The organism is Cobetia sp. 2AS, assembly GCF_029846355.1.
Classification (GTDB): domain Bacteria; phylum Pseudomonadota; class Gammaproteobacteria; order Pseudomonadales; family Halomonadaceae; genus Cobetia; species Cobetia amphilecti.
Window position 1 is genome coordinate 142672 of record NZ_JARWKQ010000001.1, and the last position, 21353, is coordinate 164024.

Sequence of the window (21353 nt, forward strand, 5' to 3'; positions counted from 1 at the left end):
TCCTACGTACAAGCACGGGCGAATACCCCATGAGCAAGCAACTGGTCGTCGCCCTCTCCAAGGGGCGTATCCTCAAGGAAACCCTGCCGCTGCTGGCTGACGCTGGCATCGAGCCGCTGGAAGATCTCGACAAGAGCCGCAAGCTGCTCTTCGATACCAATCTGCCGGACGTCAAGCTGGTCATCATCCGTGCCACCGACGTGCCGACCTACGTGCAGCTGGGTGCCGCCGATCTCGGTATCGCCGGCAAGGACGTGCTGCTCGAGCATGGTGCCGAAGGCCTGTACGAGCCGCTGGACCTGGAAATCGCCAAGTGTCGCCTGATGACCGCCGGTGTCGTCGGTCAGCAGCAGCAGGGCGCTCGCCGCCGTGTCGCGACCAAGTTCGTCGATGTCGCGCGTCGCTATTACGCCGAGCAGGGCATCCAGGCCGAGGTCATCAAGCTCTACGGCGCGATGGAACTGGCCCCGCTGATGAATCTGGCCGACGAGATCGTCGATATCGTCGACACCGGCAACACCCTGCGCGCCAACGGCATGGAGCCGCGCGAGCTGATCACCGACATCAGCACGCGCCTGGTGGTCAACAAGGCCGCCATGACCATGAAGCACGATCGCCTCAAGCCGCTGATCGATCGCCTGCGTCAGGCCGTGGAAGTCCGCCGAGAGGCGTGATGGCCGCGTGCTGTCGGCATCGACCCGATGGATACCCAAGGTCGCATAGATGACCGTGGCAGAAGATGACTCTCGAAACGCCAGCTGCCTCCCGTGCTCATTACGATGATGCGGGCAGGCGCTGGACAGTGCCCGTCCGGTTCAGCCTTCTCTGCCAAGCAATGAGAAAAGAGGTTCGCATGGATACCTTGATCAACCGGCTTGATAGCCGTGATACCGATTTTACTGCCCGCCTGGACCGCTTGCTGTCATGGGAGGGCGTGTCCGATGCCGAGGTACAGCATCGTGTCACCGACATCCTCGCGCGCGTCAAGCAGGAAGGCGATGCGGCGCTGGTGGAGTTCTCCAACCGCTTCGACCGCCTGAATGTCTCGAGCATGGCCGAGCTGGTCATCGGTGCCGAGCGTCTGGCCCAGGCCTATGCCGACCTGCCGGCGGATCAACGCGAGGCGCTGGCCGTGGCTGCCGAGCGTGTGCGTGTCTATCACGAGCATCAGAAGCCGGAAAGCTGGTCCTTCAAGGACGAGCACGGCAGCCTGCTGGGCCAGAAGGTCACGCCGCTGGACCGCGCCGGGATCTACGTGCCGGGCGGCAAGGCGGCCTATCCGTCTTCCGTGCTGATGAACGCGATTCCGGCGCATGTCGCGGGCGTGCGCGAGATCATCATGGTCGTGCCGACGCCGGACGGCGTGGTCAATGAGCTGGTGCTGGCCGCGGCGCACCTGGCGGGTATCGATCGTGTCTTCACCATCGGCGGCGCCCAGGCCGTCGCGGCACTGGCCTATGGCACCGAGACCGTGCCGCGCGTCGACAAGATCGTCGGCCCCGGCAACATCTACGTGGCGACTGCCAAGCGTGCGGTGTTCGGTCAGGTCGGTATCGACATGATCGCCGGGCCGTCCGAGATTCTGGTGGTCAGCGATGGCGTGACCGACCCGGACTGGCTGGCGATGGACCTGTTCTCCCAGGCCGAGCACGACGAAGATGCCCAGGCGATCCTGATCGGGTGGGATGACGAGCACCTGGCCGCCGTCGAGGCCTCCATCGAGCGTCTGGCGCCGACCATGGAGCGTGCCGAGATCATCCTGACCTCGCTGCGTGAGCGCGGCGCCCTGATTCGCGTCAGCGGACCGGAGCAGGCACTGGAGCTGACCAACCGCATCGCGCCGGAGCACCTGGAGCTCTCGGTGGCGAATCCCGAGGAGTGGGTCGAGGGCGTGCGTCACGCCGGCGCCATCTTCATGGGCTCGCACACCTCCGAGGCGCTGGGTGATTACTGCGCCGGGCCGAATCACGTGCTGCCGACCTCCGGCACCGCGCGCTTCTCCTCGCCGCTGGGCGTCTATGACTTCCAGAAGCGCTCCTCGCTGATCCAGTGCTCGCCAGAGGGCGCGTCAGTGCTTGGGCGTACCGCCTCGGTACTGGCACGTGGCGAGTCGCTGACGGCGCACGCGCGCAGTGCCGAGAATCGCATTCTCGACTGAGCCTGAGCCAGAAACTGAGACTGAGGCTGAGCCTTGTCTTGTCAGTAAAAAAAGCCCCGCGACGGACTCCGTCGCGGGGCTTTTTGTCATCATGGGGCGGGTGTTCTGCTCAAGGCGTCACGCCGAGACCCCGCTTCAGCCCTTGTCCTGCAGGGACGGCTCGACGGCCGCCGCCGTGTTGTCGGGAATCGGGCGCTCGCCGACCTTGACGTCGATGTCCAGCGTCTTGCCGTCACGCAGCAGGCGCAACTCCAGCGCATTGCCGGGTTTGACGGCGGCGATGTCGGCCATGGCCAGGCGAGCATCCAGCAGGCGCTTGCCGCCGATGGCGGTCAGGATATCGCCCGGGCGCAGGCCGGCGCGCGCGGCAGGGCCGTTACGCAGCACGGCGGCCACCACCACGCCTTGCGGGGCGCTCAGGCCGAAGGAGTGCGCCAGCGACGGTGTCAGCTCCTGTACCTCCAGTCCCAGCCAGCCCCGAATCACGCGGCCGTGGTCGACCAGCGATTCGAGGATGTCGCGCGCCAGGTTGGCGGGGATGGCGAAGCCGATGCCCTGCGAGCCGCCGGAGCGCGAATAGATGGCGGTATTGATGCCGACCAGTGAGCCGTCGGTGTTGATCAGCGCGCCGCCGGAGTTGCCGGGGTTGATCGCGGCATCGGTCTGGATGAAGTCTTCATAGGCGTTCAGGCCAAGATGGTTGCGTCCGGTGGCCGAGATGATGCCCATGGTGACCGTCTGGCCGACCCCGAAGGGGTTGCCGATCGCCAGCGAGACATCGCCGACGTGGACCTGGGTGGAATCGGCGATCGCAACGGTGGGCAGGTTGTCGAGGTCGATCTTGAGCGCCGCGAGGTCGGATTCCGGGTCCACACCCACGACCTTGGCGAATGTCTCGCGGCCATCGCGCAGGGCGACCTGAATCTGGTCGGCGCCCTGGATGACGTGGTTGTTGGTCAGGATATAGCCGTCACTGGAGAGAATGACGCCGGAGCCCAGGCTCGACAGCATGCGCTGGCTGCGCAGGGCGTCTTCCCCGTAGAACTGGTTGAAGAAGGGATCGGACATCAGCGGATGCTTGCTGTCGTCCTTGATCTCGCGCGAGGAGTAGATGTTGACCACCGCCGGTGCGGCGGCGTCCACCGCGGCCTGATAGCTGGCCGGGCCGCTGTTGCGCTGCAGCGGCGGTGCTTCACGTAGTACCGGGTCTGCCGACTCCTCGCGCTGCGCCGCTGACAGCGTCAGGCTCGGAGGCGGCAGCACCTGCTGATTGGCGGCAGGGTTCTGTGACGGGCTCGGGTAGGGGGTGTTGCCTGCCTGCTCGTTCTGCTGCGGGGCGGGCTCGCCCAGGCCCAGCGTCGGAAAGCGGTCCAGCACGACGACGGCCAGCAGGACGCCGGTGACGACGGGCCACAGTAGCGGGAGCAGTGTGCTGCGAAGAGAACGGGGCATCGGATTTCCTGATAAAAAGTCCGCGCACCGACGCGATGCTGCGGACATGAAGATGAAAAGCCTGAAGATCCACGTGCCACGCGAAGGGATGGCCCCGGTCAAGGCGCGACACGCTTACATGGCGCCGATGCGCCGTTACAATGCTCGCCAGTGTAACACTCGATGACTCTGACTGCTGGAGGCCCAATGGCTGATCGTGACACGCTGATGAAGGCGCTGGATGGCTGTCTGGAGGCGCAGGCCTTCAAGGACTATACCGTCAATAGCTTGCAGGTGGAGGGGCGCCGTGAGGTGCGCCGCGTGTTGACCGGCGTGACGGCCAGTCAGGCGCTGCTTGATGAGGCGCTCGCCTGGCAGGCCGACCTGGTGCTGGTGCACCACGGCTACTTCTGGAAGAACGAGCCGGCCCAGATCACCGGCATGAAGCGTCGGCGCCTCAAGACCTTGCTGGCCAATGACATCAATCTGGCGGCCTATCACCTGCCGTTGGATGCGCATCCGACACTTGGCAACAATGCCCAGCTGGCCGAGCGTCTGGGGCTGATCAGTGAAGGTTGTCTGGATGGCGTGCCCGGGCGTGGTCTGGTGCATGTCGGGCGTCTGGCCGCTGAGGTGGAGGGGCTGGACAGCACCGCGCTGGGGGCCGAGTTCAGCCGGCGTCTCGGGCGTGAGGTGCTGGTCGTGGCCGGCCATGATCGCCCCATCAAGCGCATTGCCTGGTGCACCGGCGGCGCTCAGGACTATATCGGCCTGGCCATCGAAGCCGGCGTCGATGCCTTCCTCTCGGGCGAGATTTCCGAGCGCACCACCCATAGCGCCCGCGAAGAGGGAGTGACCTACTTTGCGGCGGGTCATCATGCGACCGAGCGTGACGGTGTGCGGGCCCTCGGCGAGTGGCTGGCGACCGAGCATGGTGTGGAGCATCGCTTTGTGGATATCGACAACCCGGCGTGACATCTGATGCCGGAAACGACAACGGCCACCTCGAGAGGTGGCCGTTGTCGTTTTCAGATGCCGTGAGAGGTTCACGACAGCAGGGCGATCAGATACGCGGCGGGTTGGTAGCCGGTGTCTCGCCTTCACTCGGTTGCGGCTTGAGGCCGAAGTCCTCTGACAGGGTGCCACGGTTGTCGGCGTAATCACGCGGCAGGTCGACCTTGTCGGTCTCGCTGTCGTCCGGCGTGGTGTCAGTGTCCAGCAGGCGGCGCTTGAGCTGGCTGTCATCGCACAGCGCGGTGGCGCCAGTGGCCAGATGCTGGCGCAGCTCATTGCCGGCGCGCTGGATCTGGTCGGTCAGGTCGCTGGCCTTGGAAAAGTGGTCGTTGAGGGCATCGCGGAACTGGGTCAGCTCCAGCTCGCGCTCAGCCAGCTTCTGGCGGGTCTTCTGGTTGCGGGCCACGTTGGCATTCAGCAGGTGGTAGCACAAGGCGCCGATACCGATGCCAGCCAGAAAACAGGCAATGGCCAGGATCCAGTCAATGTTGCTCTCGTTCACGTCGCTCTCCTTGTGTCACGACTGCGGTGATCGTCACCGCTGGGGCATGGTAGCGCTGAGATACGATGCCGGTATTCAATGATGTTCCATCACGCCGATCTCGGGATCGGTCTGGTGTCCAGCAGGTCAGCGCCGCTTGCCGCTGTCCTTCTTGCGTCAGTCTTGCGTGTCTCTTTCTTTGCTCGGTCTTTCGTGGCTCGGTCTTTCGTGATCCGGTCTTTCGTGCCGCTTGCGTTTCAAAAGCGTCCACGCGCCATTATATCGGTGTGGTGCAGCGATGCGTCAATTCACGCGGCGCGCGACCTTGGTCGCCTGTCGGCGCAGCCGGCGGGGTGTGGGCGGATGCCAGCTCACGCCCTGCGAGCAATGCGCGCGGCGAAAGCCACGTCGCGCAGCCGATTGCTGGTCGGTGAGTGGGTAAAGTGGCCATCAAGGCGTATAATGCCGCGCAATTTCGTCCTTGCCTGCCCGCCGTGTCGGGTCAGGCGTGATCTTGTTCCTTTCATGTCAGGCGTGCGCCAGTGCGTGGCGCCTGACCTGCAGCGGGTTTCTCAATGCCAGCACCGACGCCTCTCGAGAAGTACCAGGCAGACCTCAAGCGTGATGACTTTGCCTACGATGCCGCCCAGGAAGATGCGGTTCGCCATCTGCAGCGTCTCTACGACGACCTCGTGCGCACACCGCGCCAGACGCCCGACAAGGTGTCCGACGCGACGGGTGGCGGCGGGCTGGGCTCCAAGGTGCGTCGTCTGTTCGGCAAGCCGTCACGCACGGCGCCTGTCGATGAAGCGCCCGAGATCATGGGCCTCTACTTCTGGGGCGGCGTGGGACGTGGCAAGACCTATCTCGTCGATACCTTCTACGAGAGCCTGCCGTTTGCCGACAAGATGCGCACGCACTTCCACCGCTTCATGCAGCGTGTCCACAATGAACTCGGCCACTACAAGGGCGAGAAGAACCCGCTGACTCTGGTGGCGGCCAAGTTCGCCGTCGAGGCGCGCGTGATCTGCTTTGACGAATTCTTCGTCAAGGACATCACCGATGCGATGATTCTCGCCACCCTGTTCGAAGAGCTGTTCAAGCAGGGTGTGGTGCTGGTCGCGACCTCCAATATCGTGCCGGATGACCTCTACAAGGACGGCCTGCAGCGGGCGCGCTTCCTGCCGGCGATCGACCTGGTCAAGCGTCACTGCACGGTGGTCAATGTCGATTCCGGCATCGACTACCGCCTGCGCGCGCTGGAGCACGCCGAGCTCTTCCATAGCCCGCTGGGCGACGACAGTGCCGCGCGGCTGGCGCGGGAATTCCGCTCCATCGCCGGTGCCGAAGGCCATGCCGATGAAGGCTTGAGCATCAATCATCGCGTGCTGCACGCCCTGCGTCGCCATGAAGACGTGGTGTGGTTCCACTTCGATGAGCTGTGTGATGGCCCGCGTAGCCAGAATGACTACATCGAGCTGGCGCGTGAGTTCCACACCGTGCTGGTATCCGAGGTGCCGCAGATGGGGCGCGACAGCGACGACCAGGTGCGTCGTTTCATCAACATGGTCGATGAGTTCTATGACCGTGGCGTCAAGCTGCTGATGAGCGCCGCGACGCCCGTCGAGGACCTCTATACCGGCGGCAACCTGGATTTCGAATTCCAGCGCACGCTGTCACGTCTGCAGGAAATGCAATCGCGTGAGTATCTCGCGCTGCCGCACAAGCCGTGAGACCTGCGGCAAGGGCAAAATAGCCTTTGTGGTAGGCGGGCATGACATGTACAATGCGCGCTCGCTCGAACTGTTGACCGGTTCTCGAGCCATCCTGAGTCATTCACTCCTGATGGGCGAGGGCAGTCTGGAGATGAGAGGTCAGTGACTGCGCAAGCAGCACGCCGCTCGCTGCCAGACGTCGGACAACCAAGAAAAATAGGGATTGGTCGCGCACACAAGTGCAAGACCCGACTATAGGTGATTCATCCATGAAGACGTTTACTGCTAAGCCGCAGTCCGTCCAGCGTGACTGGTTCGTCGTCGACGCAGCCGGCAAGACGCTGGGCCGTATGGCTACCGAAATTGCTCGTCGCCTGCGCGGCAAGCATAAAGCCGAGTACACTCCGCACGTTGATACTGGCGATTACATCGTCGTCATCAATGCCGAGAAAGTCGCTGTGACTGGTCGCAAGGCAGAAGCCAAGACCTACTACCGTCACACCGGTTACCCGGGCGGCCTGCGCTCCATGAACTTCAACCAGATGATCGAGCACAAGCCTGAGCGCGTGATCGAACTGGCTGTCAAGGGCATGCTGCCGAAGGGCCCGCTGGGTCGTGCCATGCAGTCCAAGCTGAAAGTCTATGCTGGCTCCGAGCATCCGCACGCTGCGCAGCAGCCGCAAGAACTGAACATCTGAGGGAAGCATCGCCATGACACAGCAGCACTACGGTACCGGGCGCCGCAAGACTTCTACCGCGCGCGTCTTCCTGAAGCCGGGCACCGGCAAAATCACCGTCAACCAGCGTGACCTGAACGACTACTTCGGTCGTGTGACAGGCCGCATGGTTGTTCGTCAGCCGCTCGAGCTGACCGAAACTACCGAACAGTTCGACGTCTACGTCACTGTTGCTGGTGGTGGTGGTTCTGCTCAAGCCGGCGCTATCCGTCACGGCATCACTCGTGCCCTGATGGCTTACAACGAAGACTTCCGTCCGGCCCTCCGCGCCGCCGGTTACGTCACTCGTGACGCCCGTGAAGTCGAGCGTAAGAAAGTCGGCCTGCGCAAGGCCCGTCGTCGTCCGCAGTTCTCCAAGCGTTAAGAGAACTCGCGTCGACCACAAGAACGTCCAGTGCCCGCAAGGGTGCTGGACGTTTTTTTTGCGGTCTCGCTGCACGATTGACGAAAGCGGCTTTGGTCAAGGTGGCTTTCTTGAGTTGTGAGCGCTCTGTTCTTGCCCTTTAATACAAGCAAGCATCAAGTGCTCGGCAAGTGGATGGCCCAGCATCAAGCGGTAGTGTTTGGGAGATAACAATAAAATGTCAGATCAAGCTGTGAACCGAGGGCGACGCCGCTTCCTCGTCAGCGCAACCACCGTGGTCGGGGCGGTAGGGGTGGTCGGTATCGCAACGCCCTTCCTGGCGTCCTGGCAGCCAAGTGCGCGTGCCCGTGCGGCAGGCGCACCTGTCACGGCGGATATCTCGCGGCTGGCTCCCGGCCAGCAGATGACCATCGAATGGCGCGGCAAACCGGTGTGGGTGGTGCGTCGCACCCCCGAGATGATCGCCGATATCCGTGCCATCCCCCCCGCAGAGCTGCAGGACCCCGAGTCACTGCGTCCCCAGCAGCCCCCGTATGTCGATGCCGTGCTGCGTTCCATCAAGCCGGAATATGTGGTGTTGGTGGGTATCTGCACGCACCTGGGCTGCTCGCCTGGCTATCGTCCCGAGATCGGCGCGGCGGATCTCGGCGCGGACTGGCCGGGCGGCTATCTGTGTGCCTGCCATGGGTCCAAGTTCGATCTCGCCGGGCGAGTCTTCACCGGGGTGCCGGCGCCTTCGAATCTGGAGGTGCCGCCGCATCGCTACGAGAGTGAGCAGGTGCTGGTGGTGGGTGTCGACGAGGAGGCTGCCTGATGGGGAATCCAAACCGTGCCAAGGCGCCACGCGGCATCATGCGCTGGATCGATGATCGCCTGCCGGCCACCCAGTTTCTGCAGGACCATCTGACCGGCTACTACGCGCCGAAGAACTTCAACTTCTTCTACTTCTTCGGCTCGCTGGCCTTGCTGGTGCTGGTCAATCAGATATTGACCGGTATCTGGCTGACGATGAGCTATACGCCGAGTGCCGAGGAGGCCTTTGCCTCCATCGAGTACATCATGCGCGATGTGGAGTACGGCTGGCTGATCCGCTACATGCATTCCACCGGCGCCTCGGCCTTCTTCGTGGTCATCTATCTGCACATGTTCCGTGGCCTGCTGTATGGCTCCTACCGTGCGCCTCGCGAGCTGGTATGGATCTTCGGCATGTGCATCTATCTGGCGCTGATGGCCGAGGCCTTCATGGGCTATCTGCTGCCCTGGGGGCAGATGTCCTACTGGGGCGCGCAGGTAATCATCTCGCTGTTCACGGCGATTCCGGTCATCGGGGCAGACCTGGCGCAGATGATACGTGGCGACTACCTGATCTCGGGGATCACCCTGAACCGCTTCTTTGCGCTGCATGTCATTGCCTTGCCGCTGGTGATCGTCGGGCTGGTGGTGCTGCATCTGGTGGCGCTGCACGAGGTGGGCTCGAACAACCCCGATGGCATCGAGATCAAGGACAGGAAGGATGAGGCGGGGCAGCCGCTGGATGGCATTCCCTTCCATCCCTATTACACGGTGAAGGACCTCGTCGGCGTCGGCGTCTTCCTGTTCGTGTTCTGTGCGGTGATCTTCTACTTCCCCGAAGGCGGCGGCTACTTCCTGGAGACGCCGAACTTCGAGCCGGCCAATTCGCTCAAGACGCCCGAGCACATTGCGCCGGTGTGGTACTTCACGCCGTTCTACGCCATGTTGCGCGCGGTCAATTACCCGCTGTTCGGCGTGGATGCCAAGTTCTGGGGCGTGGTGGTCATGGGGTTGGCGATCGCCATCCTGTTCGTGCTGCCGTGGCTGGATCGCTCGGCGGTGCGCTCGATCCGCTACAAGGGCTGGCTATCGCGTATCGCCATCGTCATCTTCGTGGTGAGTTTCGTGACGCTGGGCGTGCTGGGGGTGATGCCGCCCACGCAGGAGCGCACGATCATCGCGCAGCTGGCGACCGTGGCATATTTCGCCTTCTTCATACTGATGCCGCTGTATACGCGCTTCGAGACGACGCGAGCGGTGCCTGACAGGGTGACGGGCCGATGAGCGCGCTGATGGGTGGGGCAAGGGAGTGGCTCAAACGCGGGCTGGCAGCAGGGTTGCTGGCCGTAGTGAGCCTGATGGGGTCGGGCATGGTGAGCGCGGCGAGCAGCGCGGTGCCGCTGGAGACGATGCAGCCGGATCTGCACGATCAGCCCTCGCTGCAGCGAGGTATGCAGCTTTACACCAATTACTGCCTCGGCTGTCATAGCCTGCAGTATCAGCGTTACTCGCGTGCCGCAGAGGACCTGGGGATGCCCGAGGACCTGGTCGAGCAATATCTGATTCTCTCGCCAGCGCTCAAGATCAATGACACCATGCGCACGGGCATGCAGAAAGAAGACGCGGCCGGCTGGTTCGGCACGCCGCCACCGGATCTGTCGCTCGAGGCGCGTCTGCGCGGCACGGACTGGATCTACACATATCTGAAGAGCTTCTATCGCGATGCGTCACGTCCGTGGGGCGTCAACAATGCGGTCTTCCCCCAGGTCGGTATGCCGCATGTGCTGGAGTCGCTGCAGGGCGTGCAGGAAAAGGTCTGTGGACAGAGTGACCTGGCGGTAGCGGGGGCGGAGATCGATCCCGACACGGGGCGTTATGCGTCCTGTGATATTCTAGAGATCACCCAGCCTGGCAGCATGACGGCAGGGGAGTTTGATCAGGCAATGTGGGATCTGACCAATTTTCTGGCCTATGTCGGCGAGCCTTCGCGACTCAAGGCTGAGAGCATGGCCCCCAAGGTGTTAATATTCATTCTGATCTTTACCTTGCTGGCGTATCTTCTCAAGAAGGAATACTGGCGCGACATTCATTGATGGCCCCCGGGGCGGGGTCTCAGTGATAATGGCGAGCCGGCAGTGACGGGCGCGCGGCTGATCAGTCGCGCGCCCGCTTGCGTCGCCTTGAGGTGGCGCAGGCTGACCCTCTGGCAGGGCCCGTTGTGACAAGGGCAGGCCAGAGGAAACTTATCCCCGTTTGTCAGGCCAAAAGCTGACACGGGCATGTCTCGAACAGATGCGAGGACAGTTTCATGGGTGTTGTGGCCAAGCGTTCATCGATGACCTTCTACTCCGGTGGTGACGACCACTTCAGCCACCGTGTACGGATCGTGCTGGCCGAGAAGGGTGTGGCAGTCGATATCATTGATGTGGATGATGACAGCCGTCCGGCCGAGCTGGCCGACCTGAACCCGTACAACAGTGTGCCGACGCTGCTGGATCGCGACCTGGTGCTCTACGAGTCCAAGGTCATGATGGAATATCTGGACGAGCGTTTCCCGCATCCGCCGCTGTTGCCGGTGTATCCGGTGGCGCGCGCCCAGAGCCGTCTGTGGATGCATCGCATCGAGCGCGAATGGGTGCCGATGATGGAAACCATCCAGACAGGCACCAAGAAGGAAGCCGACAAGGCGCGCAAGGAATTGCGTGAAAGCCTGATCGGCATTTCCCCGATCTTCGACGACATGCCGTTCTTCATGAGCGACGAGTTCTCGCTGGTGGACACCTGCATTGCCCCGATCCTGTGGCGCTTGCCGACACTGGGAATCGAGCTGCCGGAGAAGCAGGTCAAGCCGCTGCTGACCTACATGGAGCGGTTGTTCGGGCGTGATGCCTTCAAGGCGTCGCTGTCCGAGGCCGAGCGCGAGATGCGCATCTGATCCGTGCGTGATCCTTCGGTCATTGATCGATCGGTCACGCATTCGGGCTTTCGCCCTCGCTCATCAGTCTGTGGATGATGGATGTGAGCGATGTGCGGGGCGTTGGCCCGTTGGCGGAATGGACTTCGGTCGTCGCTGACACTCATTGCAGTTCAAGAGGTTCTCCCATGCTTTCCAGTCGCCCTTATCTGGCACGCGCACTCTACGAGTGGCTGCTGGATAACGACAATACGCCGTACATCGTGGTGGACGCCGAGCAGGAAGGTGTCCAGGTGCCGCGTCAACACATCCAGAACGGCCAGATCGTGCTCAATATCGCACCCGGCGCGGTGCGTGATCTGTTGATTGCCAATGAAGGGGTCAGCTTCAATGCCCGCTTCGGTGGTCAGCCGATGCACGTCAGCGTGCCGACAGCGGCCCTGGTCGCGCTGTATTCGCGTGAAAACGGTGTCGGTATGGTCTTCGGTCACGAGCCGGTGATGCCGGGTGCCGATGAGATGACATTCGGTGAAGCCGCGCCAGATGCCGAGCCGGCCGCCGCAGCGCGCCCGACGCTGGCCAGTGTCGGCAGTGCGCCCGCCGAGGAAGAGTCGCCTGAGTCAGCGGATGCATCCGCCGAGACAAGTCCAGGCGCTGATGCCGAAGTCGCCGGTGAAGAGCAGGCGTCGGATTCGGCCAGCGACGAGCAGGGCGCTGATGACAATGATCAGCCCAAGCCGCCGCGCAAGGGGCGTCCTTCGCTGCGCGTGATCAAGTAATCACGTCGGCAGGTGGGGGCGATGGATGAGGATTGGCCATTGTCCGCCTGATGTCGCTCCTGTCATGAAAAATGCCCCGCAGGCTTCGGCCTGCGGGGCATTTTTCATTCTTGGTGCTATTTATTCAGGGTACGTATCGTTCAGGGCACTTTTGGTTCAGGGCACTTTGTTGCATGTCAGGCATGCAAGGTGCGCCACCTCGATCAGTCGAGGTACTCGAAGACCTTGGCGATACGCTGGATGCCGCCGACTTCAGATACCTTGCTGACGATCTGGTCGGCTTCGGCGCGGGTCACGATACCCATCAGGTAGACGCTGGCATTCTCGGTGAGTACCAGGATGCGGCCGGAGTCGATGTTGGCATCCGCCGCCAGCGTGGCCTTGACGCGCGTGGTCAGCCAGGTGTCCTGCACGCGCTGGCTGGCCGGGGCATTGGCGCTGATTTCCAGCGCATTGTGCACCTGACGCACGCGACGCACATCCTTGGCGATGTCCGTGGCCTTCTGCTTCAGCTCGTCGCTGGCGACCTGGCCGGTCAGCAGCACCATGCCGTTGTAGGAGTTCACGTTGACGTGGGCATCATTGAAGCGGGCATCGGTCTTGCCGAGATTGACCTCAATCTTGGTCTCGATGCTCTCGTCTTCCACCTGGGCGCCCAGGGTGCGATCGCCATAGTCTTCGTCGATCGGGCCGCTGTTGGTCAGGTCGGCGACGGTGGTGCAGCCGGCTAGCGTCAGGAAGCCGGCGGTGGCCATGAGGGAAAGCAGGTTCTTGGGCGTCATGCCGTTTTCTCCTGGTGAATGCCGTGGGGCGCGCGGATTACTCGTTGCTGCCGAACAGCTGATGATCAATCAGGTCGCACAGGCAGTGGATGGCCAGCAGATGGACTTCCTGGATGCGTGCCGTAGAGGTGGCGGGGACACGAATCTCGCAGTCTTCACTGCCCAGCAGTGACGCCATGTCGCCACCGTCGCGGCCGGTCAAGGCGACGACACGCATGTCACGGTCGTGAGCCGCCTGGATGGCCTGCACCACGTTGGCGGAGTTGCCGCTGGTGGAGATGGCCAGCAGGATGTCGCCGGGCTGACCCAGGGCGCGGATCTGCTTGGAGAACACCTCGTTGTAGCTGTAGTCGTTGGCGATGGACGTCAGCGTGGAGGTGTCGGTGGTCAGCGCGATGGCCGGCAGGCTCGGGCGCTCACGCTCGAAGCGGTTGAGCAGCTCGGAGGAGAAATGCTGGCTGTCGCCGGCGCTGCCGCCGTTGCCGCAGGCCAGGATCTTGCCGTCATTGACCAGGCTCTGGACCATCATCTGGCTGGCCGCTTCGATGAAGGGCGGCAGCACTTCGCTGGCGTAGGTCTTGGTGTCAATGCTGGCGTTGAAGTGGCCGAGAATACGCGATTGGAAATCCATGATGGCTCTTGGTCGTTGGCTTCAGAACGCTTCGAAGGCGTGGCGAATCCAGTGAATGGAACGAGGGGAGGTCCCCTCCACGCCTACCACGTCGAAGCGGCAGGAACATGATAGCCCGTGCTGGGCCAGATAAAAACGCGCGGCAGTGATCAGCCGGCGTTGCTTGGTATGGGTCACGCTTTCCAGTGCGCTGCCGAAGCGGGAGTTGGCCCGGTAGCGCACCTCGATGAAGACCAGGGTCTCGGCGTCACGCATGATCAGGTCGATCTCGCCGCCCTTGGCATGCTGGTTGCGCGTGACGGGTGTCAGGCCACGCGCTGCCAGCCATTGTTCTACCTCCGCCTCGATGACGGCGCCGCGCGCTCGGGCGCGACGCTGGGGAGGCGGGTGCGCCTTGCCAGAGGGCGAGTCGGCGCGTGTCATGTCAGGGCGTGTAGGCTTCGACGGTGCGGCTGTTGGCGCCTTTCAGTGGCGGACGCGGTACGCCACCTCTGAATTCAGCCCAGGGCAGCGTGCGCTCGATGCGGCCATCGTGGCGCGGGAAGAGGCTGCCGGTGGCGCCGAAGAGTTCGCCGCCCGCACCGGCCAGCATCAGCGGTACGCGCTGGGCCAGACGATAGGCATCGACCCCCATGGCGTTGAGCTTGAGCATGCGCGGTGAAGCATCGGACAGAGCGCGGTAGGTGTCGACTTCCGGCAGGGACGCCTTGCCACCGGAGGAGGCCTCCGGCACTTCCCAGGGGATGTCCACGAAGTCGACGCCATTGAGGTCGCCATCCTGATCGGGCTGCGGTGCGCCGTCATAGAGATGGGAGGTGCCGTAGATCGGCAGGTCGCCCGCGTAGTAGAAGTCCAGCATCGGCGGCACCTGACGCGCATAGCTCGGCAGCGCCAGCAGGAAGATCATGTCGATGTTGCCGGAGTGCGCGCGGCCGTATTTGCTGCCGGATTTCTTGGCGGACTTCATGCGCGCCTGATCCTGGCTCGAGACCGACAGCAGGTCCTTGACGGCTGAGCTGACGGCGCCCTTGGGGTTGTAGCGCTCGACGGAAACGACGTCGCCACCTTCCTGCTCGAAGCGGTCACGGAAGGCGCTGTAGACGCGCTGGCCCCAGGCATTGTTGGGCACCAGCGCAGCGGCGCCACGATGGCCATCAAGCGCGGCGCGCATGGCGACCTGGCGGGCTTCGTCCTCGGCGGACAGGCCGTACTGGAACAGGTTGTCGGCACGGTTGCTGTCATGGGTGCCGTAGTTGAGGGCCAGTGTCGGCAGCGGAAGGCTGTTCTGGGTCTCGAGCTGACTGACCAGCTTCTTGTCCAGCGGGCCGAGCACGACCTGGGCGCCATCCATGGTGGCACGGGCATACAGGGTCTTGAGGTCCGCGCTCGAGGTGTCATAGAAGCTCAGCTGCGGCGTGGCCTCGGCATTGTCGATGGCGCTGCGATGGCGCGCCTCGATGCCTTCACGGATGGCCTGGGCGATCCGCTTGAGCGAACCGGACTCGGGGAGGAAGACGGCAATCTTGCGCACTTCCTGGCCGGAGAGCTCGCGCAGGTCGAGAATGCCCTGCGGCATCTGGCGTGCGGCGGGATGCTGCGGGTTGGCGTCCGACCAGTCGTTGATGGCGGAGAACATCTGGTCGATGTTGCCGCCGAAGCGACGCTGCAGGCGCAGTAGGTCCGTCCAGCCACTGGCGGTGGGGCTGGCACTGGCCAGCTCATTGAGCTGGCTGGGTGAGAGGCGCGTGAGCTGCTCCCACAGGGTGTCGTTGATGCTCAGGTCATCGCTGTCGGCCTGCAGGGCGATCAGGGTCTGGGCGCTGGCCAGGGGTTCGCCGACCATGCCGAGTGCCAGGCCGCGACGCTTGCGCAGTGTGCGCTGGTCATCGCTGGACATCTGGATGTTGTCCTCGAGCACCGAGGTGGCCAGGATCGTGTTCCAGCCGTCCTGCTGCTCAAGCGCGATACGCGACAGCAGCAGGGCCCATTGCACGCGTTCCTGCGGCTCGAGGCTTGTTGGATCGATGTCGGATGCGATGGTGATCGCCTGCGCGTTGTCGCCGCTGCGTGCTAGGATGTCCGCAGCTTGCAGGCGCGTACTGGCCGCTTGCTGACCCTGTTGCTGCTCGGCCTGAGCGAGCAGGGCATCGGCACCGGGGCCGCTGGAAAGCGGTGACTGTCCGGCACACCCTGCCAGCAGCAGGGCGGAGGCGGCGAGGCCCGCCAGCGTGCGCAGGCCGGAACGTGAACGGCGCGCGGCCTCCTGCCGGATGGCTGACGAAGTGCTCAGCGTATTGGCTGATGCACGATTCCATGTCTGGCGCATGTACGACGGTCCCTTGGCTGATGGGCGATGTGGTCAGGACTGCATCGCCGCCTACTGTGATGAAGGGTGAAAGGCATCATGGCACTCGGTCGATCAGGGCCACGCATGCAGCGTCCTTCGGATGAAATGTCCCAAGGCAATCTGCCTGTGTCTGACGACCATTTCTACCATTGAGTTCAACGAGTCGAAGCATTGAATGTCCGAGTCTTCTGAAGGCGTATTGTACGTGGTCGCCACGCCGATTGGTAACCTCGATGATCTCAGTCCCCGCGCCGCGCGGGTGCTGGGAGAAGTGGACCTGATCGCAGCGGAGGATACCCGCCACAGCGCGCGGTTGCTGCGTCACCTGGGCCTGGAAGTGCCCATGATGTCCCTGCACGATCACAACGAACGTGGTCGTGTCGACCAGCTGTGTCAGGCGCTGGAGGCAGGCCGACGCGTCGCGCTGGTCTCCGATGCCGGCACGCCGCTGATCTCCGATCCCGGCTTCATCGTCGTGCGCGCCCTGCGCGAGCGTGGCTTCAAGGTAGTGCCGCTGCCGGGGCCGTGCGCGTTTATCACCGCCCTCAGCGCGGCGGGCCTGCCGACGGATCGCTTCACCTTCGAGGGCTTTCTGGCCCACAAGGGTGGCCCGCGTCAGGCGCGCCTTGCCGCGCTGCGCGACGATAGCGCCACCCATGTGCTGTATGAATCTCCGCACCGCATCCAGGCGCTGCTCGGCGATATCCGCGAGGTGTTGGGCGAGCGCCGGGTCGTGCTGGCCCGTGAGCTGACCAAGACCTTCGAGACCTTCCTCGATGGCACGGCGGCCGAGCTGCTGGCGCAGATGGACGCTGACAGTGATCAGACTCGCGGTGAATTCGTGGTCATGATCGAAGGAGCGCCGGCACGTGACGGCGACGAGGCGGCCAGTGTCGAAGGCGACGCCCTGTTGCAGGTGCTGTTCGAGGAGGGCGTCGGCGTCAAGCAGATGGCCGCCATCGCCACGCGTCTGGTGGGCGGGCGCAAGAAAGCCTGGTATGCCAAGGCGCAAGCCATGAAGGACGCGGCAGAGGAATAAGCAAACCTCTGTCACGCCAGACTTTTTTGCCGCTGCCATTGTTCGGCCTGCGCGGGCTTCGTCTTGTGAAAGGCCCATGACACTGGTAGTCTTGCGCGCTTGGGAGACGGCCAGACAGTCGCCGCCAGCGCAAGCTGGGGGAGGAAAGTCCGGGCTCCATAGGGCAAGGTGCCAGATAACGTCTGGGCGGCGCGAGCCGACGGCAAGTGCAGCAGAGAGAAGACCGCCTACGTCAGCTTCGGCTGACCGGTAAGGGTGAAAGGGTGCGGTAAGAGCGCACCGCGCGGCTGGTAACAGTTCGCGGCGAGGTAAACCCCACCTGGAGCAAGACCAAATAGGCCCCCTATGCTGCTGCCCGCAGTGGGGGCGGGTTGGTTGCTTGAGCCCTGAAGTGATTCAGGGCCTAGATGAATGACTGTCCACGACAAGACCCGGCTTATCGGCCATCTCCCGCCTTATAACGTCAGTGTGCTGCCAGCCTTCGCGATGCTAGCGATGGCAGCACACCTTGAATTCGCATGACCGGCGCCGTCCGCTGCGTGTTTCGTGAATGACCATTGCAGTTGGATGGCAACGAACACGCTGCCGTGACAGGCGCCGGTTGTCGGTTATGGCACTTGAATTCGTGTTTCAGCCGCTTGCCTGCTGCACGCAGGCGCTGTTTCCGCTCTTATGCTGTCGGTGCCTTTTGCCACCGGCTTTCACTGCTCGCATCGCGTGCCAAGGTCCAGAGTTTCGTCATGTCCAAGCCCAGCGCTCCTTCCGTTACCGAGTCTGCCGATACCGAGTCCGTCGAAGTGGCTGATCGCTTCGCGCATGTCAGTGTCATGCTCGACGGCGCGGTCGATGGCCTGATTCAGGACACTGCCGGCGTCTACTTCGACGGCACCTTCGGTCGCGGTGGCCATTCGCGTCTGATCCTGTCGCGTCTGGCGCCCGAGGGGCGTCTGATCGCCTGTGATCGTGACCCCCAGGCGCTGGCGGAAGCTGCGACCATCGATGACGAGCGTTTCAGTATCCATGCCGGTGAATTCGCGCGTCTTGGCGAGTATGCCGAGCGTGAGGGCGTGCACGGCCAGCTGGATGGCATCCTGCTCGACATCGGCGTGTCATCCCCGCAGCTGGATGATGCCGAGCGTGGCTTCAGCTTCATGAATGATGGCCCGCTGGACATGCGCATGGACCCCACCAGTGGCGAGAGCGCCGCCGAGTGGCTGTCGCGTGCCAGTGCCGAGGACATGGCCTGGGTCTTCAAGACCTATGGTGAGGAGCGTTATGCCAAGCGTCTGGCACGCGCCGTGGTGGAGCGTCGCGCCGAGCGACCCATCACGCGCACCGGCGACTTCGCCAGCCTGATCAAGGATGCCCACCCCAACTGGGAGAAGCACAAGCACCCGGCGACGCGTGTCTTCCAGGCGATCCGCATTCACATCAATGGTGAGCTGGATGAGCTGACCCGCGCGCTGGATGCCGGTCTCGAGGCGCTCAAGCCCGGCGGTCGTCTGGTCGTGATCAGCTTCCACTCGCTGGAAGACCGCATCGTCAAGCGCTTCATGCGTGACAAGGCGCGGGGGGATCAGGCGCCGCGTGGCATGCCGATCCGCGAAGACCAGCTCAACAAGCGTCTCAAGCTGGTGGGCAAGGCGCAGAAAGCCTCGCAGAGCGAAGTCGATGCCAATGTCCGTTCGCGCAGTGCCGTGATGCGCATTGCCGAAAAGCTCAAATAGCGTCAGTGCTCCCTCTGGGGAATCGTGCCTCTTTCTGCGCCTGCCTACCGGCAGGCGCGCGCGCAAGTGGGCTGTGGTGAAAGGACGACACAAGTGTTGCCGTGCTGCAACTCTTAGCGGCTAACGCCACTTGCTGACATAATGCGCCGGGCGCTTCAAACAAGTGAGCGAACATCGCGCCTGCACGTTGGCAGTCTGCAAGGATATTCGTGATGCGGGGCATCACGTTCAGAGTGATTAGGGAGTCGGCATGGCGGGACGGAGACAGGATGGCTGGACGGGTAACTGGCCGATCAAGGTGCAGATGCGTTGGCGTCACCTGTGTTTCGCGGTGCTGATGCTCAGTCTGCTCGGCTCTGCCGCTGCTGTCGTGATCAGCTCCCACCTCTCGCGCGGCCAATATGCCCAGCTGCAGAAGCTGGAAGCGGCGCGCGATGATGCGCGTGCACGCTGGGGCCGCCTGCTGCTGGAAGAAAGCGCCTGGTCGGCGCCGGCGCGTATCGAAAGCATCAGCATCGAGCGACTCGAGATGCGTGTCCCGGATGTCCACGATGTCGAGGTCATTCGCTGATGGCCACGCGTCACCCGCCTTCGTCTCGCCCGCGCAATCCGCGCAAAGCCGCCGGCGCTGAGACGCCCGCTCGCACCAAGGCCGCCAGCGGTGCCCGCAAGAGCGCGCGCGCGGCCATGGGGCCAGCCCGCTATCGCATCATGCTCTTCATCGTGCTGGCCGGGCTTGTCGCTCTGGTCGGCCGCATCGGCTATCTCCAGCTCTTCGATCAGCAGTTCCTGCAGGATCAGGGCGATGCACGCACCCTGCGTGTCGACAGCATCAATGCTCACCGCGGCATGATCACCGATCGCACCGGTGAGCCGCTGGCGATCTCCACGCCGGTCATCACCCTGTGGGCCGACCCGCGCAAGGTGCCCGACGATCCCGTGCGGCTGTCATTGCTGGCGCGCGCGCTGGGTCAGAAGCCGGATGATCTGATCGCACGCGTCCGCCGCTATCGTGATGCCGGCAAGGGCTTCATGTACATCAAGCGCCAGATGACCCCGCCGCAGGCCCAGCCTGCCATTGACCTCGATATCCCGGGCGTCAGCCACAAGCAGGAATACAAGCGCTATTACCCCTCCGGAGAAGTCTCCGCCCAGTTGATCGGCGTGACCAACGTCGATGACAAGGGCCAGGAGGGGCTCGAGCTTGCCTACAATTCCTACCTTTCCGGTACGCCGGGCAAGCGACGCGTGCTCAAGGACCGCAAGGGGCGCCTGGTGCGTGACCTGCATCTGATCAGCGAAGCCAAGCCCGGTGGCGACTTGACCCTCTCCATCGACCTGCGCCTGCAATACATGGCCTACCGCGAGCTCAAGGCGGCCGTGGCGGAGCACCGCGCCGATGGCGGCACCCTGGTGATGATGGATGCGCGCACCGGGGAAGTGCTGGCGATGGTCAATCAGAAGTCCTATAACCCGAACAACCGTGCCGGGCTTGATCCTGCCGGGCTGCGCAACCGCGCGATCACCGATGCCTTCGAGCCCGGCTCGGTCATGAAGCCGCTGTCGATGAGCGCTGGCCTTGCCTCCAGCAAGTATCAGCCGGACTCGGTGATCGATACCACGCCGGGTTACATGCGGGTCGATCAGTTCACCATTCGTGACTTCCGCAACTACGGCAAGCTCGACATGGCGGGCATTCTCTATCATTCCTCGAATATCGGCATGAGCCGCATGGCGCTGAGTCTCGAGGATGATGCGGTCTGGAATCGCTACTATGAGCTGGGCCTCGGCCAGGCGCCGGGCACCGGCTTCCCGGGCGAGACGACCGGCGTGCTGCCGCCGCCGACCAACTGGTCGCGCAGCAAGCGGGCCTCCATCTCCTACGGTTACGGTATCAGCGTCTCGGCGCTGCAGCTGGCCAGCGCCTACACCGCGCTCGCCAACGACGGCCGTCGTGTGCCGCCGTCGCTGCTCAAGGTCAAGACGCCGCCGGTCGGTGACCAGGTGATCTCATCGGACAACGCGCACGCCTTGCTCGGCATGATGGAGAAGATCGTGCAGCCCAACGGGCCTGCCAAGCGGGCGGTGGTCGAAGGCTATCGCATCGCCGGCAAGACCGGCACCGTGCGCAAGGTGACGGCCGGTGGCTATCAGAAGACCGCCTATCGTTCGTTGTTCGCGGGTGTGGCACCGGTGTCTGATCCGCGTATCGTGACCGTGGTGATGATCGAGAACCCCAAAGGGGAAGAATATTACGGCGGTCTGGTGGCGGCGCCCGTGTTCGGGCGCGTGGTGGGCAAGGCATTGCGCCTGCTGGATGTGCCGCCGGACAGCAAGGTCGGTGAGTAACGCTTTTCATGTGGCACGGTCGTCGGCCTCAGGCGGGCGACTGCGTCTTTTTTCTCATGTAGTGAATACGTTCCGGGACATCGGGAACAAGGA

21 protein-coding genes and 1 other RNA gene are annotated in these 21353 nt (G+C 63.4%); 16 read left to right on the plus strand and 6 right to left on the minus strand.

Annotated features, from left to right (window positions below; genetic code table 11):
- Nucleotides 1–29: 29 nt before the first annotated feature.
- A complete protein-coding gene (gene hisG, locus QD356_RS00635; RefSeq protein WP_131431369.1) occupies nt 30–674 on the plus strand; it encodes an ATP phosphoribosyltransferase in 645 nt (214 codons plus the stop codon).
- A gap of 179 nt (nt 675–853) precedes the next feature.
- On the plus strand, nt 854–2158 hold the full coding sequence (gene hisD, locus QD356_RS00640; protein ID WP_107335420.1) for a histidinol dehydrogenase: 1305 nt from the start codon (nt 854–856) through the stop codon (nt 2156–2158).
- Between the two features lie 135 nt (nt 2159–2293).
- Here the strand turns inward: hisD and QD356_RS00645 are convergent, their stop codons facing one another.
- The gene (locus tag QD356_RS00645) at nt 2294–3610 is read right to left on the minus strand and encodes a Do family serine endopeptidase (protein WP_192838345.1); all 1317 of its coding nucleotides are present in this window, start codon (nt 3608–3610) and stop codon (nt 2294–2296) included.
- A gap of 186 nt (nt 3611–3796) precedes the next feature.
- On the opposite strand from QD356_RS00645, the gene QD356_RS00650 reads away from it, so the two are divergent.
- Nucleotides 3797–4564 carry a Nif3-like dinuclear metal center hexameric protein gene (locus tag QD356_RS00650; RefSeq protein ID WP_192838346.1) on the plus strand — a complete coding sequence of 256 codons (768 nt, stop codon included), beginning with the start codon at nt 3797–3799 and terminating at the stop codon, nt 4562–4564.
- A gap of 88 nt (nt 4565–4652) precedes the next feature.
- Here the strand turns inward: QD356_RS00650 and QD356_RS00655 are convergent, their stop codons facing one another.
- Nucleotides 4653–5105 (minus strand): DUF1043 family protein, encoded by a 453-nt coding sequence (locus tag QD356_RS00655; protein ID WP_043332529.1) that lies wholly within the window; start codon nt 5103–5105, stop codon nt 4653–4655.
- A 554-nt stretch (nt 5106–5659) separates the two neighbouring features.
- Here QD356_RS00655 and zapE point away from each other — a divergent pair.
- The 8 genes from zapE (at nt 5660) to QD356_RS00695 (ending at nt 12385) form a co-directional block, all read left to right on the plus strand.
- Complete coding sequence (gene zapE / locus QD356_RS00660) at nt 5660–6817, plus strand: cell division protein ZapE (protein WP_043332526.1); 1158 nt, start codon at nt 5660–5662, stop codon at nt 6815–6817.
- 251 nt (nt 6818–7068) lie between these two features.
- Nucleotides 7069–7497 (plus strand): 50S ribosomal protein L13, encoded by a 429-nt coding sequence (gene rplM, locus QD356_RS00665; protein WP_043332524.1) that lies wholly within the window; start codon nt 7069–7071, stop codon nt 7495–7497.
- 13 nt (nt 7498–7510) lie between these two features.
- A complete protein-coding gene (gene rpsI, locus QD356_RS00670) occupies nt 7511–7900 on the plus strand; it encodes a 30S ribosomal protein S9 (RefSeq protein WP_043332522.1) in 390 nt (129 codons plus the stop codon).
- A gap of 217 nt (nt 7901–8117) precedes the next feature.
- On the plus strand, nt 8118–8714 hold the full coding sequence (petA, locus tag QD356_RS00675) for a ubiquinol-cytochrome c reductase iron-sulfur subunit (protein ID WP_043332520.1): 597 nt from the start codon (nt 8118–8120) through the stop codon (nt 8712–8714).
- On the plus strand, nt 8714–9976 hold the full coding sequence (locus tag QD356_RS00680; protein WP_107335416.1) for a cytochrome bc complex cytochrome b subunit: 1263 nt from the start codon (nt 8714–8716) through the stop codon (nt 9974–9976). The genes petA and QD356_RS00680 overlap by 1 nt, the downstream gene beginning before the upstream one ends.
- A complete protein-coding gene (locus tag QD356_RS00685) occupies nt 9973–10785 on the plus strand; it encodes a cytochrome c1 (protein ID WP_225996464.1) in 813 nt (270 codons plus the stop codon). The genes QD356_RS00680 and QD356_RS00685 overlap by 4 nt, the downstream gene beginning before the upstream one ends.
- A gap of 215 nt (nt 10786–11000) precedes the next feature.
- Nucleotides 11001–11627: a stringent starvation protein SspA gene (gene sspA / locus QD356_RS00690; RefSeq protein WP_043332516.1), complete on the plus strand. Its 627-nt coding sequence runs from the start codon at nt 11001–11003 to the stop codon at nt 11625–11627.
- A gap of 167 nt (nt 11628–11794) precedes the next feature.
- The gene (locus QD356_RS00695; protein WP_192838347.1) at nt 11795–12385 is read left to right on the plus strand and encodes a ClpXP protease specificity-enhancing factor; all 591 of its coding nucleotides are present in this window, start codon (nt 11795–11797) and stop codon (nt 12383–12385) included.
- A gap of 203 nt (nt 12386–12588) precedes the next feature.
- Here QD356_RS00695 and QD356_RS00700 read toward each other — a convergent pair whose 3' ends face one another.
- The 4 genes from QD356_RS00700 to QD356_RS00715 are packed head-to-tail and all read right to left on the minus strand — an operon-like array spanning nt 12589 to nt 16124.
- Nucleotides 12589–13167, minus strand: coding sequence for a BON domain-containing protein (locus tag QD356_RS00700; protein ID WP_054555092.1), 579 nt, complete (start codon nt 13165–13167; stop codon nt 12589–12591).
- A 37-nt stretch (nt 13168–13204) separates the two neighbouring features.
- Nucleotides 13205–13798, minus strand: coding sequence for a phosphoheptose isomerase (locus QD356_RS00705; RefSeq protein ID WP_043332512.1), 594 nt, complete (start codon nt 13796–13798; stop codon nt 13205–13207).
- Nucleotides 13799–13819: 21 nt separating this feature from the next.
- Nucleotides 13820–14221, minus strand: a complete 402-nt coding sequence (locus QD356_RS00710) for a YraN family protein (protein ID WP_052384397.1) — start codon at nt 14219–14221, stop codon at nt 13820–13822.
- A 1-nt stretch (nt 14222) separates the two neighbouring features.
- Nucleotides 14223–16124: a penicillin-binding protein activator gene (locus QD356_RS00715; RefSeq protein WP_192838348.1), complete on the minus strand. Its 1902-nt coding sequence runs from the start codon at nt 16122–16124 to the stop codon at nt 14223–14225.
- 196 nt (nt 16125–16320) lie between these two features.
- Here QD356_RS00715 and rsmI point away from each other — a divergent pair, with 196 nt between their 5' ends.
- The 5 genes from rsmI (at nt 16321) to QD356_RS00740 (ending at nt 21260) form a co-directional block, all read left to right on the plus strand.
- Entirely contained in the window at nt 16321–17184 is an 864-nt protein-coding gene (gene rsmI, locus QD356_RS00720) for a 16S rRNA (cytidine(1402)-2'-O)-methyltransferase (protein ID WP_192838349.1), read from the plus strand.
- 102 nt (nt 17185–17286) lie between these two features.
- Nucleotides 17287–17639, plus strand: an RNA gene (gene rnpB, locus QD356_RS00725) — RNase P RNA component class A.
- Nucleotides 17640–17924: 285 nt separating this feature from the next.
- On the plus strand, nt 17925–18911 hold the full coding sequence (gene rsmH / locus QD356_RS00730; protein WP_054555089.1) for a 16S rRNA (cytosine(1402)-N(4))-methyltransferase RsmH: 987 nt from the start codon (nt 17925–17927) through the stop codon (nt 18909–18911).
- A 250-nt stretch (nt 18912–19161) separates the two neighbouring features.
- On the plus strand, nt 19162–19482 hold the full coding sequence (ftsL, locus tag QD356_RS00735; protein WP_043332508.1) for a cell division protein FtsL: 321 nt from the start codon (nt 19162–19164) through the stop codon (nt 19480–19482).
- A gap of 116 nt (nt 19483–19598) precedes the next feature.
- Nucleotides 19599–21260, plus strand: coding sequence for a penicillin-binding protein 2 (locus QD356_RS00740; protein WP_054555193.1), 1662 nt, complete (start codon nt 19599–19601; stop codon nt 21258–21260).
- Nucleotides 21261–21353: the final 93 nt, after the last annotated feature.

What these genes read in the sequence shown, in the direction of transcription:
- QD356_RS00695 (WP_192838347.1), top strand. Translation starts at nt 11,795, where the DNA reads ATGCTTTCCAGTCGCCCTTATCTGGCACGCGCACTCTACGAGTGGCTG.
- rplM (WP_043332524.1), top strand. Translation starts at nt 7,069, where the DNA reads ATGAAGACGTTTACTGCTAAGCCGCAGTCCGTCCAGCGTGACTGGTTC.
- QD356_RS00705 (WP_043332512.1), bottom strand. Translation starts at nt 13,798, where the DNA reads ATGGATTTCCAATCGCGTATTCTCGGCCACTTCAACGCCAGCATTGAC.
- QD356_RS00710 (WP_052384397.1), bottom strand. Translation starts at nt 14,221, where the DNA reads ATGACACGCGCCGACTCGCCCTCTGGCAAGGCGCACCCGCCTCCCCAG.
- QD356_RS00740 (WP_054555193.1), top strand. Translation starts at nt 19,599, where the DNA reads ATGGGGCCAGCCCGCTATCGCATCATGCTCTTCATCGTGCTGGCCGGG.
- hisD (WP_107335420.1), top strand. Translation starts at nt 854, where the DNA reads ATGGATACCTTGATCAACCGGCTTGATAGCCGTGATACCGATTTTACT.
- QD356_RS00680 (WP_107335416.1), top strand. Translation starts at nt 8,714, where the DNA reads ATGGGGAATCCAAACCGTGCCAAGGCGCCACGCGGCATCATGCGCTGG.
- sspA (WP_043332516.1), top strand. Translation starts at nt 11,001, where the DNA reads ATGGGTGTTGTGGCCAAGCGTTCATCGATGACCTTCTACTCCGGTGGT.
- QD356_RS00700 (WP_054555092.1), bottom strand. Translation starts at nt 13,167, where the DNA reads ATGACGCCCAAGAACCTGCTTTCCCTCATGGCCACCGCCGGCTTCCTG.
- petA (WP_043332520.1), top strand. Translation starts at nt 8,118, where the DNA reads ATGTCAGATCAAGCTGTGAACCGAGGGCGACGCCGCTTCCTCGTCAGC.
- QD356_RS00715 (WP_192838348.1), bottom strand. Translation starts at nt 16,124, where the DNA reads ATGCGCCAGACATGGAATCGTGCATCAGCCAATACGCTGAGCACTTCG.
- hisG (WP_131431369.1), top strand. Translation starts at nt 30, where the DNA reads ATGAGCAAGCAACTGGTCGTCGCCCTCTCCAAGGGGCGTATCCTCAAG.
- QD356_RS00650 (WP_192838346.1), top strand. Translation starts at nt 3,797, where the DNA reads ATGGCTGATCGTGACACGCTGATGAAGGCGCTGGATGGCTGTCTGGAG.
- rsmI (WP_192838349.1), top strand. Translation starts at nt 16,321, where the DNA reads ATGTCCGAGTCTTCTGAAGGCGTATTGTACGTGGTCGCCACGCCGATT.
- zapE (WP_043332526.1), top strand. Translation starts at nt 5,660, where the DNA reads ATGCCAGCACCGACGCCTCTCGAGAAGTACCAGGCAGACCTCAAGCGT.
- rpsI (WP_043332522.1), top strand. Translation starts at nt 7,511, where the DNA reads ATGACACAGCAGCACTACGGTACCGGGCGCCGCAAGACTTCTACCGCG.
- QD356_RS00645 (WP_192838345.1), bottom strand. Translation starts at nt 3,610, where the DNA reads ATGCCCCGTTCTCTTCGCAGCACACTGCTCCCGCTACTGTGGCCCGTC.
- rsmH (WP_054555089.1), top strand. Translation starts at nt 17,925, where the DNA reads ATGTCCAAGCCCAGCGCTCCTTCCGTTACCGAGTCTGCCGATACCGAG.
- QD356_RS00685 (WP_225996464.1), top strand. Translation starts at nt 9,973, where the DNA reads ATGAGCGCGCTGATGGGTGGGGCAAGGGAGTGGCTCAAACGCGGGCTG.
- ftsL (WP_043332508.1), top strand. Translation starts at nt 19,162, where the DNA reads ATGGCGGGACGGAGACAGGATGGCTGGACGGGTAACTGGCCGATCAAG.